Source organism: Methylorubrum podarium (genome assembly GCF_040270385.1).
GTDB lineage: Bacteria > Pseudomonadota > Alphaproteobacteria > Rhizobiales > Beijerinckiaceae > Methylobacterium > Methylobacterium podarium.
This window is the reverse complement of the sequence record NZ_JBELQE010000048.1, coordinates 38,686-53,236: the sequence shown is the minus strand read 5'-3', so window position 1 is coordinate 53,236 and position 14,551 is coordinate 38,686. Positions and strand designations below refer to the sequence as shown.

Genomic DNA, 14,551 nt, shown 5'->3' with positions numbered 1-14,551 from the left:
CGGGCAGGGGTTCGGGCGACCTGCGTCTCGAAACGCGCCCGTGCGTCCGTGCGACGCCGCCCTGGAGCGCACCGTCGATCGATCGCACCGAACCACGCGCATGATCGGCTAGCGCATCGTCATTTTCCGAAAGCCGGCAACCGCCTTTCGGGACGATGCTCTAGCGATGGCTGAAGCGTGGAGGCCGCTTCTCCACGAAGGCGGCCATGCCTTCCTTCTGGTCCTCGGTCGCGAACATGGCGTGGAAGACCCGGCGCTCGAAGCGCACGCCCTCGGTCAGCGTGGTCTCGTAGGCGCGGTTCACCGCCTCCTTGGTCATCATGGCGATGGGCAGCGACATCGACGCGATCGTTTCGGCGGTCTTCAAGGCCTCGTCGAGGAGCTGGTCGGCCGGGATCACCCGCGAGACGAGCCCCGCCCGCTCGGCCTCGCCCGCATCCATCATCCGGCCGGTGAGGCACATCTCCATCGCCTTGGCCTTGCCGACGAAGCGCGCGAGGCGCTGGCTGCCGCCCATCCCCGGCATCACCCCGAGCTTGATCTCGGGCTGGCCGAACATCGCGGTGTCGGCGGCCAGGATGACGTCGCACATCATGGCGAGTTCGCAGCCGCCGCCGAGCGCGTAGCCCGCCACCGCGGCGAGGATCGGGGTCCGCACGGCGATGAAGCGGTCCCAGGCGGCGAAATGGTCGCCGCCATACATCTCGGCATAGGTCGCGGCCTGCATCTCCTTGATGTCGGCGCCGGCGGCGAAGGCCCGCGGCGAGCCCGTGAGCACGATGCAGCCGATCCCCGGATCCGTGTCGGCCCGGGTCACGGCCTCGATCACCTCGGTCGCCAGCTGCCGGTTGATGGCGTTGAGAGCCTGCGGCCGGTTCAGGGTGACGAGCAGGACCCGCCCGCGCGTGTCCGTGAGAATGGTTTCGAAGCCCATCGGGCGTCTCCCCTGCAAGTCGGCGGCCGGTCTCTGCTAGCCCGTCAACGCCCGGCTGATGATCATGCGCTGAATGTCGCTGGTTCCCTCGTAGATCTGGCACACCCGCACGTCGCGGTAGATCTGCTCGACGCCGTAATCCGCGAGATAGCCGTACCCGCCGTGAATCTGGATGGCGTCGGAGCAGACCCGTTCCGCCATCTCGGAGGCGAAGAGCTTGGCCATCGCGGCCTCCCTGTGGCAGGGCGATCCGGCGTCGCGCAGGCGCGCCGCGTGCAGCACGAGCTGCCGCGCCGCCTCGATCCGGGTCGCCATGTCGGCGAGGCGGAACGCCACCGCCTGATGGCCGGTCAGGGGCTTGCCGAAGGTCTCGCGCTCGCCCGCGTAGCGGAGGGCCGCCTCGAACGCGGCCTGCGCCATGCCCACGGCCTGCGCCGCGATGCCGATGCGTCCCCCCTCGAGGTTGGACAGCGCGATGCGCAGTCCCTGGCCCTCCTCGCCGAGCAGGAGGTCGGGCGTCAGGACCATGTCCTCGAAAACGATCTGCGCCGTGTCCGAGCAGCGTTGCCCGAGCTTGTGCTCGATCGACGCGACCGTGTAGCCCCGCGTGTCGGTCGGGACGATGAAGGCCGAGATGCCCTTCCGCCCGGCATCCGGGTCGGTGACGGCGAAGACGATCGCCACACCGGCGTTCTTGCCCGAGGTGATGAACTGCTTCGTCCCGGAGACCACCCACCCGTTCCCCGAGCGGCGGGCGCGGGTCCGCAGGGCCGAGGCGTCGGAGCCGGTGCCGGGTTCGGTCAGGCAGAACGCAGCCAGATGCTCGCCGCGGGCCAAGGGCTTGAGGAAGCGCTGCTTCTGCTCCTCGGTGCCGAATTTCAGGACCGGCATGCAGCCCACCGAGTTGTGGACGCTCATGATGGTCGAGACGGCGCCGTCGCCGGCGGCGATCTCCTCGACGGCCAGGGCGTAGGCGACGTGGTCGACGGCCGCCCCGTCATACGCTTCGGGCACGAGCATGCCCATGAAGCCGAGCGCCCCCATCTCGGCGAGGGCCTCTTTCGGGAAACGCGATTCCCGGTCCCATTCGGCCGAGAACGGCTTCAGCCTCTCGACCGCGAAGGTCCGCGCCGCGTCCTGGATCATCCTCTGGTCGTCGGTCAGCATCGGGCGGATCCTATCGGGCCTGCATCCGCAGCGCGCCATCGAGACGGATGGTCTCGCCATTGAGCATCGGATTGGCCAGGATGGCCATGACGAGCTGGGCGTACTCGTCGGGACGGCCGAAGCGGGACGGGAAGGGCACGGCCGCGCCGAGGCTCGCCCGGACCTCGTCCGGAAGCCCCTGGACCATCGGCGTCGCGAACATGCCCGGCGCGACGGCGCAGACGCGGATGCCGAGCGGCGCCAGTTCGCGGGCGACCGGCAGGGTCAGGCCGACGACCCCGGCCTTGGAGGCCGCGTAGCCCGCCTGTCCGATCTGCCCCTCGTAGGCGGCGATCGAGGCCGTGGAGACGATCACGCCGCGCTCCCCGCCCTCCAGAGGTTCGAGACCCGCCGCGCCGGCCGCCACCAGCCGCATCATGTTGAACGTGCCAACTAGGTTGATCTGGACGACCCGGGCGAAGGCGTCGAGGCTCGCCGGTCCGTCGCGCCCGACCACCTTCGCCGCCGGGCAGATGCCGGCGCAGTTGACCAGGATGCGGGCGACGCCGTGCTCCGCCGCGGCGCGGGCCACCGCCGCCTCCGCGCTCCCGGCATCGGCGACGTCGCAGGCGAGCGCGACCCCTCCGATCTCGCCCGCGACCGCGGCCGCGGCCTCCGCATTCAAGTCGAGCAGCGCGACCCGGGCCCCCGCCGCCGCCAGCGCCCTGGCCGTTGCCGCGCCCAATCCCGACGCGGCGCCGGTGACGACCGCAGCGATCCCTTGAACCTTCACGGGGTACCCTCCTGGAAGCCTCGCTCAGAGACGCTCGACGGCGAGCGCGGTCGCCTCGCCGCCGCCGATGCAGAGCGAGGCGATGCCGCGCCGTCCGCCGCTGCGGGCAAGGGCCGACAGCAGGGTCACGACGATGCGCGCGCCGGAGGCGCCGATCGGGTGGCCGAGGGCGCAGGCTCCGCCGTGAACGTTGACCCTGTCGTGCGGCAGGCCGAGGTCGCGCATCGCCGCCATGGCGACCACCGCGAAGGCCTCGTTGATCTCGAACAGGTCCACGTCGGCCATGGACCAGCCGACCTTTCCGGCCAGCTTGCCGATGGCGCCGATCGGGGCGGTCGAGAACCAGGCCGGGGCCGCGGCGTGGCTGGCGTGACCGCGGATGACGGCCAGCGGCGCGTGCCCGCGGCGCTCGGCTTCCGACATCCGCATCAGCACGAGCGCCGCCGCGCCGTCCGAGATCGACGAGGCGTTCGCCGCCGTCACCGTGCCGTCGGCGCGGAAGGCCGGCTTCAGCGTCGGGATCTTCTCCGGCCGGGCCCTGCGCGGTCCCTCGTCGGAATGCCCGCCCGCTTCGACCGGGACGATCTCGTCGTCGAAGGCGCCGGTCTCCGCGGCCCGCCTGGCGCGGGACAGGGATTCGAGGGCGTAGGCGTCCTGGGCCTCGCGGGTGAACTGGTAGTGCCGGGCCGTGTCCTCCGCGAAGGTCCCCATGAGGCGGCCCCGGTCATAGGCATCCTCCAGGCCGTCGAGGAACATGTGGTCCAGGACGCGTCCGTGGCCGAGGCGCTGGCCGGCGCGGGCCTTGTCGAGGAGGTAGGGCGCGTTCGACATCGACTCCATGCCGCCCGCGACGACCACGTCGGCCGAGCCGGCGGCGATCATGTCGTGGCCGAGCATGACGGCCTTCATGCCCGAGCCGCAGACCTTGTTGAGGGTCGCGCAGGGCGTGGCCTCGGAGAGCCCCGCCCCGAGGGCCGCCTGACGCGCCGGGGCCTGACCGAGGCCGGCGGGCAGGACGCAGCCCATCACGACCTCGGAGACCTCCGCGCTCTCAAGACCCGCGCGACCGACGGCGGCGCGGATCGCGACGGCACCCAGCTCCGTCGCGGGGAGAGCCTTCAGTTCCCCCTGGAACGCTCCCATCGGGGTCCGCGCGGCGCTCGCGATGACGATCGGGTCTCCCGGCATGTCCTGAATCCTGTTCGATGCCTAATCTCGCCAAGCCGGTCGACCCGGAGCCGGCCGCCGGCACGAAAATCCCTCGCCGCGGCGACGGGCGTTTGGGCCGGCATCAGCCGTCGGTCGGTGCCGGCGCTCCGAGGGCCTGGGCGATCTCCTGGTTGCGCAGGAGGAACCGCTGCAGCTTCCCGCTCGGCGTCTTGGGGAGCTGCTCGACGAACGCGATCTCGCGCGGGTACGAGTGTGCCGAGAGGCGCGTCTTCACGTAGGCCTGGATCGATTCGGCCAGCTCCCGGCCCGGCTCGAAGCCGGCCTTCAGCACGACGAAGGCCTTCACGAGTTCCGTCCGCTCGGGATCGGGCTTGCCGACGACCGCCGATTCCGCGACGGCCGGATGCTCGATGAGCGCGCTCTCGACCTCGAAGGGTCCGATCCGGTAGCCCGACGAGGTGATGATGTCGTCGGAGCGTCCCACGAAGGCGATGCTGCGGTCGGCGTCGGCCTCGACGGTGTCGCCGCTCAGGTAGTAGTCGCCGACGAAGGCCGGGGTCGGACGCTCCCAGTAGCCGGAGAACCACATCAGGGGCGAGCGCTTCCGGTCGAGGGCGAGGATGCCCGGCTCCCCGGGCCCGAGTTCCGCGCCGTCGGCGTCGAGCACGACGACCCGGTGGCCCGGGACGGCGAAGCCGGCGGAGCCGAGCCTGATCGGGTGCGCGAGGGCGTGGTGGTTGCAGACGACCATTCCGAGCTCCGTCTGCCCGTAATGATCGTGAATGGTGGTTCCGAGATGGTCCGCGAACCAGCGGATGACCTCGGGATTGAGCGGCTCGCCCGCGCTGCTGACGACCCGCAGCTGCCCCTTGACCGCCGCCGCGGCCGCCGGCCCGGCGGCGATGAGGAAGCGGAAGGCGGTCGGGGAGCCCGCGAGGTTCGTGATGCCGAGCCTTCGGATGGTCCCGTAGGTCTCCTCGACGGTGAAGGCGCCGTCGTGGAACGTCGTCGCGCACCCCATCGCGAGCGGGCCGGTGACGGCGTAGTAGAGGCCGTAGGCCCAGCCCGGATCGGCGACGTTCCAGAAGCGGTCGTCCTGCCGCAGATCCACGGCATCCCGCATGTAGCCGACGAAGGCCACGATCGCCTTGAGCGGGACGAGCAGCGGCTTCGCCGGACCGGTCGTGCCGGAGGTGAACATGATCAGGAACGGGTCGTCCGCGTCGCAGGGCACCGGCGCGCCGTCACCGGACCGGGCCTCGAGCTCGGCCCAGAAATCGGGATCGGGCCCTGCGCTCCCTGCGCCGACGGTGATGATCGTGCAGAGGCCCTCGACGCCGGAGACCTTCGCGCGGTTGGCGGGATCCGTCACGACGACCTTCGTTCCGGCGTCCTTGACGCGCTGCTCGACGGCCTTCGGACCGAAGGCCGTGAACAGCGGCTGGTAGACGGCACCGAGGCGCCACGTCGCCATGATCGTGATCAGCAGTTCCGGCGTGCGCGGGACGAGGCCGGCCACGCGATCCCCCTTCCGCACGCCGCGCTCGGACAGAACGCCGGCGAACCGGGCCGCTTGGTCGGCGAGGGTGGCGAAGGTGATCTCCCGGAGCGCCTCGCCCGGCCTGCTGTACCGGAGCGCGATGCGCTCGGGATCCGACGCATGGCGGTCGCAGCAGGTGTGGCAGGCGTTGATCCGCTCGGATCCCTCCGGAAAGATCGCCGAGAAGGCGGCGGCGTAATCGAAGTCGGACACGGCACGGAGATAGTCGGCCGAAGGCTCGACGCTCGGCCTGATCTCGTCCGACGCAAGGTCGCCGCCGAGCCGAACATCGCTCATCCTGGCTCCTCCCATCCTATTCGGCCGCGCCCATTCGGGCTGCATGCGCCCATCCTGGGACGGGCCGGGGGCGCCTTCAATGACGGAAATCGCCATCGCCCCTGAGCGAATCTGCCAGCCCGTTTCTCCGATCCGCGGGCCGATCGCCGGCACCGACGGCCTGTCCGGCCGAAACAGGTGATCTGGGGGACACATTATTTCACGCGGCCCGAGCCGGGAGGGCGGACGACGACCGATGGCGCCGTTTGAGGGTCGGCAATCCGCCAGGATCGGTCATTCGCGGCCGAACAGACTGCCAGCAAGCGGACGTTCCAGAAGCCGGAGAGAGGTCGGAAATGGCGGTTCGGGGCCGCCGGCCCAGCGTCCGTCCATGGCGAGGACCCGAACAAGCGGCATGCGGCCCGCAACTTGTTCAGGTCCGAGGCCAGTGAGGGACGCTCTGCACCGCACGCAGCCTGGGTTTTGCAAATGGACAGTGACGTCGCCGCGCGCTCGGCATCAGGGGTGGTGCATCGTAGTGCGCTCGTCGATCTCCATGTTGCTTCGGGAGATTAATCGAGGTGCGATTCCAGGCGGAGCACACCCAGCGCGTCCTCGTTTGCTTTCAGGGCGCGATCATACTCGATCAACGCCGCCACCTCGTCCCGTACGGCTGAACCGTAGAAGCGGCCTATCAGGTAGAGCGTTGCATCGATGGCAAGGGAGACGCCACCGCCCGTCACCACCCCATCGTCCACCACAACCGCAGTTCGGGCATCCACGCCGCCGGAGCGGAGCACGTCGAGGGGGGCAGCCGTCTCGGCGCCGGCTGCGGAACGCCGGGTCGTCGCTGCCCGGCCATTGAGGCAGCCCGCTTCGGCAAGGATCATGGCGCCTGTACAGACAGAGGCCAGGCGATCCGGCGCGCGACCCTGCAGGAAGCGTCGCATCGCCGCGTCGGCCGCCGCCCGCGGCCAGCCCGGACCGCCGCAGACGACGTACACGTCGCATGGCGGGGCGTCCTCGAAGCCGTAGGGCACCTCCACCGCGAGGCCACCCGCCATCCGTACGGAACCTGCCTCCCGCGCGATCACCGCGTCCGTGAGGTTCGGCAGCAGGCGCCTGGCCATCGAGAGAACGCCCACCGTGCCGCCGAGATCGATGGGTTCGACGCCCTCGTAGAGCACGATCCCGAAGCGGATGGCGGCTGTGCGGTCCGGCATGTGGTAGTCTCCATCGGAAGTGCGATCACCCGGCCGGCGGCACGGACGGGAAGAGGGTTTTGCGACGCGATGACGGTGAGGACGATTGTGGGCCGTGAGCAGGCCGCGGCCGGGGGGCGCTCGCAGATCGAGGTCCTGGCGGAAGAGGTGCGCCGACGCCGCAAGGAGCGCGGGCTCTCCCTGGAGCAGCTCGGGACGCTTGCCGGCGTCAGCCGATCGATGATCTCCAAGATCGAGCGTGCAGAGGCGGTTCCCTCGACCACCGTCCTGTCGCGGCTGGCCGAGGCGTTGGGCGTGACGTTCTCGCGGCTGATGACCCCGGCGGTCGAGCGGGAGGTGCTGCTGATCCCGGCGAGCCGGCAGCCGGTCCTGCGCGACGAGGCCTCCGGCTTTCTGCGACGCTGCCTCTCGCCGGTACTGCCGGGACGCGGCATCGACTGGGTGCTGAACACGCTGCCCCCGAATGGCAGCACCGGCGAGTTCGTTGCCCACCGTCGCGGAGTCAGCGAATACATTTTCGTGCTCAAGGGCCGCCTGCGCGCGACCGTCGGCGAGCGCAGCATCGTCGTCGAGGAAGGGGACAGCTTGTATTTCGAGGCCGACGCCGGGCACGCGTTTGCCAATCTCGGCACGGAACCCTGCCAATACTTCCTCGTCATCGACGCCTCGCGCGCCCGGTAACTCCACCCTCGATCACACCGAGATCATCGACGGAGATTCTCGCCTCTCCCGCGCATCGACCGAAGCGGCCTCGCTTCGATGCGTTTGGCACGGCCGTTGCGTCCCTCATAGTGGATCGATGTCCACTCAGGAAGAGGAAATCGCGATGTCCGTGCAAAGTGCAGAGGCGCTGGTAGCGTCGCCGTCCGCGCCCCTCCCTCCGGAGGCGGCGGCCACCGGAGCCTCGGGCGTCGAAATGCGGCGCGTCCTCTGGGCGAGCGTCATCGGGACGGTCGTCGAGTGGTACGACTTCCTGATCTACGGCACCGCCGCGGCGCTGGTGTTCAATAAGATCTTCTTCCCCACCCTCGATCCCGTGGCCGGGACGCTCGCCGCCTTCGGCTCCTACGCGGTCGGCTTCGTCGCCAGGCCCCTCGGCGGGGTGATCTTCGGCCATTTCGGCGACCGGATCGGTCGCAAGGCGATGCTCACGCTGACCATGCTCATCATGGGGGTCGGCACCTTTCTGATCGGCTGCCTGCCGACCTACGCCGAGATCGGCCTTTGGGCGCCGGCACTCCTCGTGTTGCTGCGCATCTTCCAGGGCATCGGTGTGGGCGGTGAGTGGGGAGGGGCCGTCCTGATGGTCATCGAGCACGCGCCGGAGCATCGCCGGGGCCTCTACGGGAGCCTCGTCCAGGTCGGCTTCCCCGCGGGCGTCGCGGCCTCGACCGCGACCTTCCTCGCCCTCTCGACCCTGCCCGAGGCAGACTTCCTGAGCTGGGGCTGGCGCATCCCCTTTCTTCTGAGCGCGATCCTCGTCGGGGTCGCCCTGTTCATTCGCCTACGCCTCGTCGAAACCCCCGCCTTCGCGAAGGTCAAGGCCGAACGCACCGTGGCACGGATGCCGTTCCTCGAGGTGATCCTCGGTCAGCCACGCACCTTCCTGATCGCGGTCGGGCTCAAGGTTTCCGAGGTGGCCTGGGTCTACCTGCTCACGGTGTTCTCGATCGTCTATGCCACCGGCACGCTCGGGCTCCCGAAGCGCCTGATCCTCGATGCGATCCTCTGCGCCGCGGTCCTGGAGTTCGCCACGATGCCGTTCTTCGGATGGCTCTCCGACAAGGTCGGCCGCCGGCCGATCTACATCTTCGGGGCGCTGGTGAGCATCGTCTGCGCCCTCGTCGTCTTCCGCCTCCTCGATACCCGCGACCCGCTCATCATCACCGCCACGATCGCCGTGATCATGAGTTTGACCCATGCCTCGATGTTCGGCCCCCAGGGGGCCTTCATGCCGGAACTGTTCGGCACGCGGGTGCGCTACAGCGGCGCCTCGCTCGGCTGTCAGGTCGCGGCGGCGATCTCCGGCGGCTTCTCGCCGATTGTCGCCTCCTCCCTGCTTGCCTGGACCGGCGCCACCTGGCCGATCTCGCTGTTCATGATCGCCCTCGCCGTCGTCTCGCTGGTGGCAACGCTCGCGGCGACCGAGACCCGCGACCTCGACATCGCCCGGCAGTGAAGCGGATCTGTCGGCACGGCGCTGGCGGCAGCGTGCTGATTCCATTATCGTGGATGTACGTCTAATAGGCAGTTCAGGACGAGGAAGAGGCATCACGATGGATCGGACCAACATCAAGACGGACGCGGCCGCCCCGGCAGCGGGGCCCTACGCCCAGGCGGTGCGGGCAGGCGACCTCGTCTTCGCCTCGGGGCAGTTACCGATCGACCTCAGCACCGGCGGTTTCCCCGAGGGCGTCGAGGCGCAGACCCGGCGCTCGCTGGCAAACCTCTCCGCGGTGCTCGAAGCCGGCGGCGCGAGCCTCGCCAGCGTCGTGAAGACCACCGTCTTCCTCAAGGACATGAACGACTTCTCGGCCATGAACGCGGTCTACGCCGAGCACTTCCCCGGCGCGGCGCCGGCGCGCTCCACCATCGAGGTCGCCCGCCTGCCCAAGGACGCGCTCGTTGAGATCGAGGCCGTCGCGATCGCCACGGGCCCCGTCGCAGCATGAGCGGGATGTCAGCGCCCCGCATGGTCGAGGCCTTCGAGCACGCCGCCGGAGCGGTCGCCCGCGGGGTCCCCGGAGGCGCCACCGGATGGCGGGGCACGCTCCTGCACATCCACGTCGCCCCAGCGGCGAGTTACGAGATGGAGGCGCTCGCCGAGGCGGAGTGCGTCGCCGGACGCGGCATCGTCGGCGACCGCTATTTCGACGGGACGGGGACCTACTCTCCGAAGCCTGACACCCGCGAGGTGACGCTGATCGAGCAGGAGGCGCTCGACGCCCTGGAGCGCAACGACCCGCCGCTCCAGGGTGGCCCCATCCGGCTCGCTCCCGCCGACCATAGGCGCAATCTCACGGTGCGGGGGGTGCCCCTCAACCATCTCGTCGGCCGCCGCTTCCGGGTCGGCCCCGTGATCCTGCGAGGCGGACGGCTGAACTTCCCCTGCAAGTACTTGGAGGAGCTGCTCGGCCTGCCCGTCTACCTGCCTCTCTACAACCGGTCGGGGCTCAACTGCGGGATCGAGGTCGGCGGCACCATCCGCCCCGGCGACACCATCGAGCTGCTCGACACGCCATGACCGCACGCCTCATCATGAAGCTTCAGGTCGTCTCGGCGGTGCCGACGACGCCCGACGTGCTGCGGGTGGTGTTCCGGCACCCGCTCCGGCCCGAGTTGCCGGAGTGGTCGCCTGGCGCCCATGTCGACCTGCGGCTCCCCGACGGGAAGGTGCGCCAATACTCGCTCTGCGGCGACCCGGACGACCGCGCGCACTACACGGTGGCGATCAAGCGCGAGGTGGACGGGCGCGGCGGCTCGCTCTGGGCTCATGCGAACCTCACCGAGGGTGGCCTTGCTCACGTCTCGGCGCCGCGCAACAACTTCCCCTTAGCGGACGGCACGCGCCACGTCTTCGTGGCCGGCGGCATCGGTATCACGCCGTTCGTCGCGATGGCCCGTGCGCTCGCGGCGAAAGGCGGCGACTTCATCCTGCATTTCTGCGCCCGCTCGGCGGCCGAGGCGCCGCTCCTCGACGCGTTGCACGCCGTCTGCGGCGATCGCCTGCAGCTCTGGTTCTCCGGGGTGGGCCGCCGCTTCGAGCCGGCCCTGATCGGTCCGCCGACCCCCGGCACGCACCTTTACGCCTGCGGGCCGCAGCGTCTCGTCGACGCCGTGCAGGCGGCGGCCGATGCAGGCGGCTGGGCGCCCGATCGGGTCCATATCGAGCGGTTCGCAGCAACGCTCGACGAGAACTACAAGCCCGAGCCCTTCGACGCGCGCATCGCGTCGACCGGCGACGTTCTGCACGTGCCCGCCGACCGCTCCCTGCTCGACGTCCTGCGGGAGAACGGATTTCGGGTCGCTTCCTCCTGCGAGATCGGCACCTGCGGCTCCTGTGAATGCGGCTACCGGGACGGGACCGTGATCCACCGGGATCACGTCCTGCCCCTGGGGCGGCGACAGGACCGCATGATGCTTTGTGTCTCGCGCGCCCGCGTCGGCCTGACGCTCGATCTGTAAGCTCTCCGCAGAAGACCCGCACGGTGGACCGATGAATGTATTCGGCACGGTCCCCTATCGGGGGTGATCCCCTACGCAACACCGAAATCGCCGCAAGCTCAGGTGGTTGGCGCGCGTGGTGAGGGTCTCGGTCGGGAAAGGGTTTGCGCCCTCCTTCGCCACCAGACACCGCGGGGCCGAGCGACTTCAGGGCGTCGAATCGACGAGAGCGAGCATCGAACCCGCCGCCGGGATATGCGGCAACACGTTGGCCCGCGTCACGGCTTCGAGCGCATTCAGCCAGCACTCGTAGTAGTCCCAGCCCGGGTCGTCGCGGGAGTGGCACGCCTCCCACGCTGCGATCTCCGCAATCAACGCCTGCCGGAAGTCTTCCCATTCGAAGTGGCCGTCCCTGGCAAGGGCCACGGCCAATCCGAACGCCTGCCGCTCCCAGGGCTGATGGAAGCAGAGGCTGCCGTTGGCGCGGGGCGGCGTATCGGGCTGCCCCATCATGCTCGCGACGGCGAAATGCTCGAAGCTCGTCTGCACGACGGACGCCCTCAGGCCGCCTGCGGCAGGGCGACGGCCACGCCCATCATCGCCTCCGGCGTGACCAGCTTCGCAAGGTCGTCCTCGCTCATGCCTTGCGTGCCGTCCGGCCGTTCGGGAACGACGAACCAGCGGATCTGGGCTGAGCTGTCCCAGGTGCGGATCTCCTTCGCCGGGTCGACCTCCAGCCCGAACTCCTTGAGCACCGCCCGCGGCTCCCGAGCCGCACGGGCACGGAAGGACGGGTCCTTGTACCAGTACGGCGGCAGTCCCAGCACCGGCCAGGGATAGCAGGAGCACAGCGTGCAGATGATGAGGTTGTGGACCTGAGGCGTGTTCGCGACCGCACGCATGTGCTCGCCTTCCGCGCCGGCCGCCCCCGTCGGCAGCCCGAGTTGCGCGACAGCCGCCATTGTGTCGGTCACGAGCAGCGCCTTGAAGACGTCGTCGATCCAGGCCCTCGCCACGAGCTTGGCGCCGTTGAACGGTCCCATCTCGGTGGCGAAGGTTTGCATGACCTTGTCGACGGTCTGATCGGTGATCACGCCCTTCTCGATCAGCAGGGCTTCGAGCGCCCGCACGCGCGCTGCGTTGCGCGCCTCGCGGTCCTGTGGATAGGCGAAGCGGTCGGTCATCGAGATCCCCTCACGCGGCGGCCCGGTCCACGACCGGGCGCAGGTAGGCGTCGAACAGGTCGGCGTAGATGGAGAAGCCGGGCTCGGCGTTGCCGGGCCAGAGGTGCTGAGGATCGAACTTCACGCAGTAGACCGGCATGGCCGGGCCGATGCCGTCCGGCCCGGTCGAGCACAGGTAGCTGAACGCGTCGTCGTAAACGGTCTCGACGACCCCGACCTTGTTGCGCAGGTAGCCCGGCAGGCGGGTATGCTCGACCGTCGGCGGGTCGCCGACCAGCACGATGTCGCCGACGGCGAAACGCGGCTTGTCCGCCCACTGATGCCAGGGCGAGTCGCCGTCCATCAGGTACGTGTGGATGCGGTCGTCGACATCTGGGGTGCCGCCCGAAGGCAGCGGCTTGGCCGGATCGGCGAGGTACTCGTCCGTGCGCGCGTCGATCTCGGCCTGGGTGATGTAGCCGTTGGCGACGAAATACCCCGAGATGCCGCCCAGCCATTTCTCGTAGTAGCGATACTTGAAGTAGTCGAAGGGGTTCATGGCCTCGGCGCCCTTGCGCAGATCGGCCCAGGTCCAGACCGTGCTGAAGGTGCTCGACGTCTGCGGCAGGTTGAGCTGGGGGCTGAGCGCCATCATGGCGGTGTGGATGCCGAAGATGCGCTCTTCCCAAGGCTCGACGAAGACGCGGAACTCGGGCTGGACGGGATCGAGGCCTTCGAGGCCGCCGAGGGTGTGCTGGAGCTTCATGGGGCCTCCGTTCAGTGGGCCGGCGCGGCGGCGGGGGGTTCGATCAGAGCCTTCGCCAGCATCCGGTGCCCGGCCACAAGGGGCGGACGTGTGAGCCCTGCCTCGAGCACGCCAGGGCTGGTGATGGCCAAAGCGAGGGGCGATGGCACGGCCGGTCCTCTCCCGTTTCGCGGGCCGCTCACGCCGCTTGCGCCGCCCGACACTGCGCCAAGCCGACCGCGATCTCCTGGGCATCGAGGCCGCGGCCGATGAACACGATTTCGCCGCGCCGTAGCTCGCCGGGGCGCCAGGGTTTGCCGGGCCGGCCGTCGAGGGTCATGTGCACGCCGTGGAAGACGTAGCGCCGCGCCTCGCCGACGAGGGCGACGATGCCCTTGATGCGCAGGATGTCGGCCCCCTTCGCCTGCACGAAGCGGTTCAGCCAGCGGAAGAACGCCGTCGGATCGAGGTCCCCCTCGGGGCGGAGCGAGACGCTCGCGATGGCGTCGTCGTGCTCGTGCTCCAGGTCCGACAGGAGTTCCGGCTCGATGGTCAGCGCGTTCTTCAGGTCGAAGGCACCGATGCCGAGCACCTCCGCGGCCGGGACCTCCCCGTCCCGCATGCGTCGGATGCGGGCGAGCGGGTTGATGCGACGAAGCTCGGTCTCGCAGGTCTCCAGGGCAGTCTCGTCCACGAGGTCCGTCTTGTTGAGGAGGAGGAGGTCAGCGAAGGCGATCTGCTCCCGGGCGACGTTCTCCCCGCCCGCGGCCTCGACCTTCTCGCCCATCGACAGCCAGAGCGGGTTGTGGCGGGCATCGACGACGGTCACGAGTGCGTCGAGTTCGGTTCGTGCCCGGAGATGTTCGTCGAGGATGAAGCTCTGAATGACGGGGGCCGGGTCGGCGAGGCCCGTGGTCTCGATCAGGATGCGGCGCACGGGCTGCGGCCGCGCAAGCAGGCGCCCGATCGTGGCGACGAGGTCGGCGCGGACCGTGCAGCAGATGCAGCCGTTGTTGAGCTCGATCACGTCCTCGTCGACGCCGACGACCAGTTGGCCATCGATGCCGACCTCGCCGAACTCATTGACGATGACGGCAGTCCCCTCGGCCTCGCCCTGCGCGAGCAGTTGGTTGAGGAGGGTCGTCTTTCCCGATCCCAGGAAGCCGGTCAGCACCGTGACAGGAACCCTTGCCGCTGTCGCCAGCATGCGTCACCTCGATTGTGATCCGCTTCGGTGCCGCGAAGATTAGGTGGCCCGTCATCCAGGCGTACAGTCCGGCGTCACGACAGATCCCGCCAGATCGAACGCAGTTTCGGACAGGCCGAGCGGGATGCGCGTCGATCGAGCATCCGATGCCGCCCGCGCTCGCATCCCTTTCCGCGCAAGGGTATGGACG

The 14,551-nt window shown here is 69.6% G+C and carries 15 protein-coding genes; 5 read left to right on the top strand and 10 right to left on the bottom strand.

Features of this window, described 5'->3' with window-relative positions; genetic code table 11:
• Positions 1–160: 160 nt before the first annotated feature.
• The 6 genes from ABS772_RS07510 to ABS772_RS07485 all read right to left on the bottom strand — a co-directional run bounded on the left by ABS772_RS07510 (position 161) and on the right by ABS772_RS07485 (position 7,082).
• Positions 161–934, bottom strand: a complete 774-nt coding sequence (locus tag ABS772_RS07510) for an enoyl-CoA hydratase (protein ID WP_350393423.1) — start codon at positions 932–934, stop codon at positions 161–163.
• A 36-nt stretch (positions 935–970) separates the two neighbouring features.
• Positions 971–2,101 (bottom strand): acyl-CoA dehydrogenase family protein, encoded by a 1,131-nt coding sequence (locus ABS772_RS07505; protein ID WP_350393420.1) that lies wholly within the window; start codon positions 2,099–2,101, stop codon positions 971–973.
• A gap of 10 nt (positions 2,102–2,111) precedes the next feature.
• On the bottom strand, positions 2,112–2,873 hold the full coding sequence (locus ABS772_RS07500) for an SDR family NAD(P)-dependent oxidoreductase (RefSeq protein ID WP_350393417.1): 762 nt from the start codon (positions 2,871–2,873) through the stop codon (positions 2,112–2,114).
• A 24-nt stretch (positions 2,874–2,897) separates the two neighbouring features.
• Positions 2,898–4,061, bottom strand: a complete 1,164-nt coding sequence (locus ABS772_RS07495; protein ID WP_350393414.1) for an acetyl-CoA C-acyltransferase — start codon at positions 4,059–4,061, stop codon at positions 2,898–2,900.
• Between the two features lie 103 nt (positions 4,062–4,164).
• On the bottom strand, positions 4,165–5,880 hold the full coding sequence (locus tag ABS772_RS07490; RefSeq protein WP_350393411.1) for an AMP-binding protein: 1,716 nt from the start codon (positions 5,878–5,880) through the stop codon (positions 4,165–4,167).
• 551 nt (positions 5,881–6,431) lie between these two features.
• A complete protein-coding gene (locus ABS772_RS07485) occupies positions 6,432–7,082 on the bottom strand; it encodes a DJ-1/PfpI family protein (protein ID WP_350393408.1) in 651 nt (216 codons plus the stop codon).
• 69 nt (positions 7,083–7,151) lie between these two features.
• On the opposite strand from ABS772_RS07485, the gene ABS772_RS07480 reads away from it, so the two are divergent.
• The 5 genes from ABS772_RS07480 to ABS772_RS07460 all read left to right on the top strand — a co-directional run bounded on the left by ABS772_RS07480 (position 7,152) and on the right by ABS772_RS07460 (position 11,267).
• Positions 7,152–7,763 carry a helix-turn-helix domain-containing protein gene (locus tag ABS772_RS07480; RefSeq protein ID WP_350393406.1) on the top strand — a complete coding sequence of 204 codons (612 nt, stop codon included), beginning with the start codon at positions 7,152–7,154 and terminating at the stop codon, positions 7,761–7,763.
• 235 nt (positions 7,764–7,998) lie between these two features.
• Entirely contained in the window at positions 7,999–9,261 is a 1,263-nt protein-coding gene (locus ABS772_RS07475; protein WP_350393403.1) for an MFS transporter, read from the top strand.
• A gap of 97 nt (positions 9,262–9,358) precedes the next feature.
• Entirely contained in the window at positions 9,359–9,754 is a 396-nt protein-coding gene (locus ABS772_RS07470; RefSeq protein ID WP_350393402.1) for a Rid family detoxifying hydrolase, read from the top strand.
• Complete coding sequence (locus ABS772_RS07465; protein WP_350393401.1) at positions 9,751–10,326, top strand: MOSC domain-containing protein; 576 nt, start codon at positions 9,751–9,753, stop codon at positions 10,324–10,326. Before ABS772_RS07470 ends, ABS772_RS07465 begins: the two co-directional genes overlap by 4 nt.
• Positions 10,323–11,267, top strand: coding sequence for a PDR/VanB family oxidoreductase (locus ABS772_RS07460; protein WP_350393399.1), 945 nt, complete (start codon positions 10,323–10,325; stop codon positions 11,265–11,267). The genes ABS772_RS07465 and ABS772_RS07460 overlap by 4 nt, the downstream gene beginning before the upstream one ends.
• A 186-nt stretch (positions 11,268–11,453) precedes the next feature.
• Here the strand turns inward: ABS772_RS07460 and ABS772_RS07455 are convergent, their stop codons facing one another.
• The 4 genes from ABS772_RS07455 to ABS772_RS07440 all read right to left on the bottom strand — a co-directional run bounded on the left by ABS772_RS07455 (position 11,454) and on the right by ABS772_RS07440 (position 14,361).
• Positions 11,454–11,795 carry a nitrile hydratase accessory protein gene (locus tag ABS772_RS07455; protein ID WP_350393397.1) on the bottom strand — a complete coding sequence of 114 codons (342 nt, stop codon included), beginning with the start codon at positions 11,793–11,795 and terminating at the stop codon, positions 11,454–11,456.
• Between the two features lie 11 nt (positions 11,796–11,806).
• Positions 11,807–12,430, bottom strand: coding sequence for a nitrile hydratase subunit alpha (nthA, locus tag ABS772_RS07450; RefSeq protein WP_350393395.1), 624 nt, complete (start codon positions 12,428–12,430; stop codon positions 11,807–11,809).
• 10 nt (positions 12,431–12,440) lie between these two features.
• The gene (gene nthB / locus ABS772_RS07445) at positions 12,441–13,175 is read right to left on the bottom strand and encodes a nitrile hydratase subunit beta (RefSeq protein ID WP_350393393.1); all 735 of its coding nucleotides are present in this window, start codon (positions 13,173–13,175) and stop codon (positions 12,441–12,443) included.
• A 178-nt stretch (positions 13,176–13,353) separates the two neighbouring features.
• Positions 13,354–14,361, bottom strand: coding sequence for a CobW family GTP-binding protein (locus ABS772_RS07440; protein WP_350393392.1), 1,008 nt, complete (start codon positions 14,359–14,361; stop codon positions 13,354–13,356).
• Between the last annotated feature and the right edge of the window lie 190 nt (positions 14,362–14,551).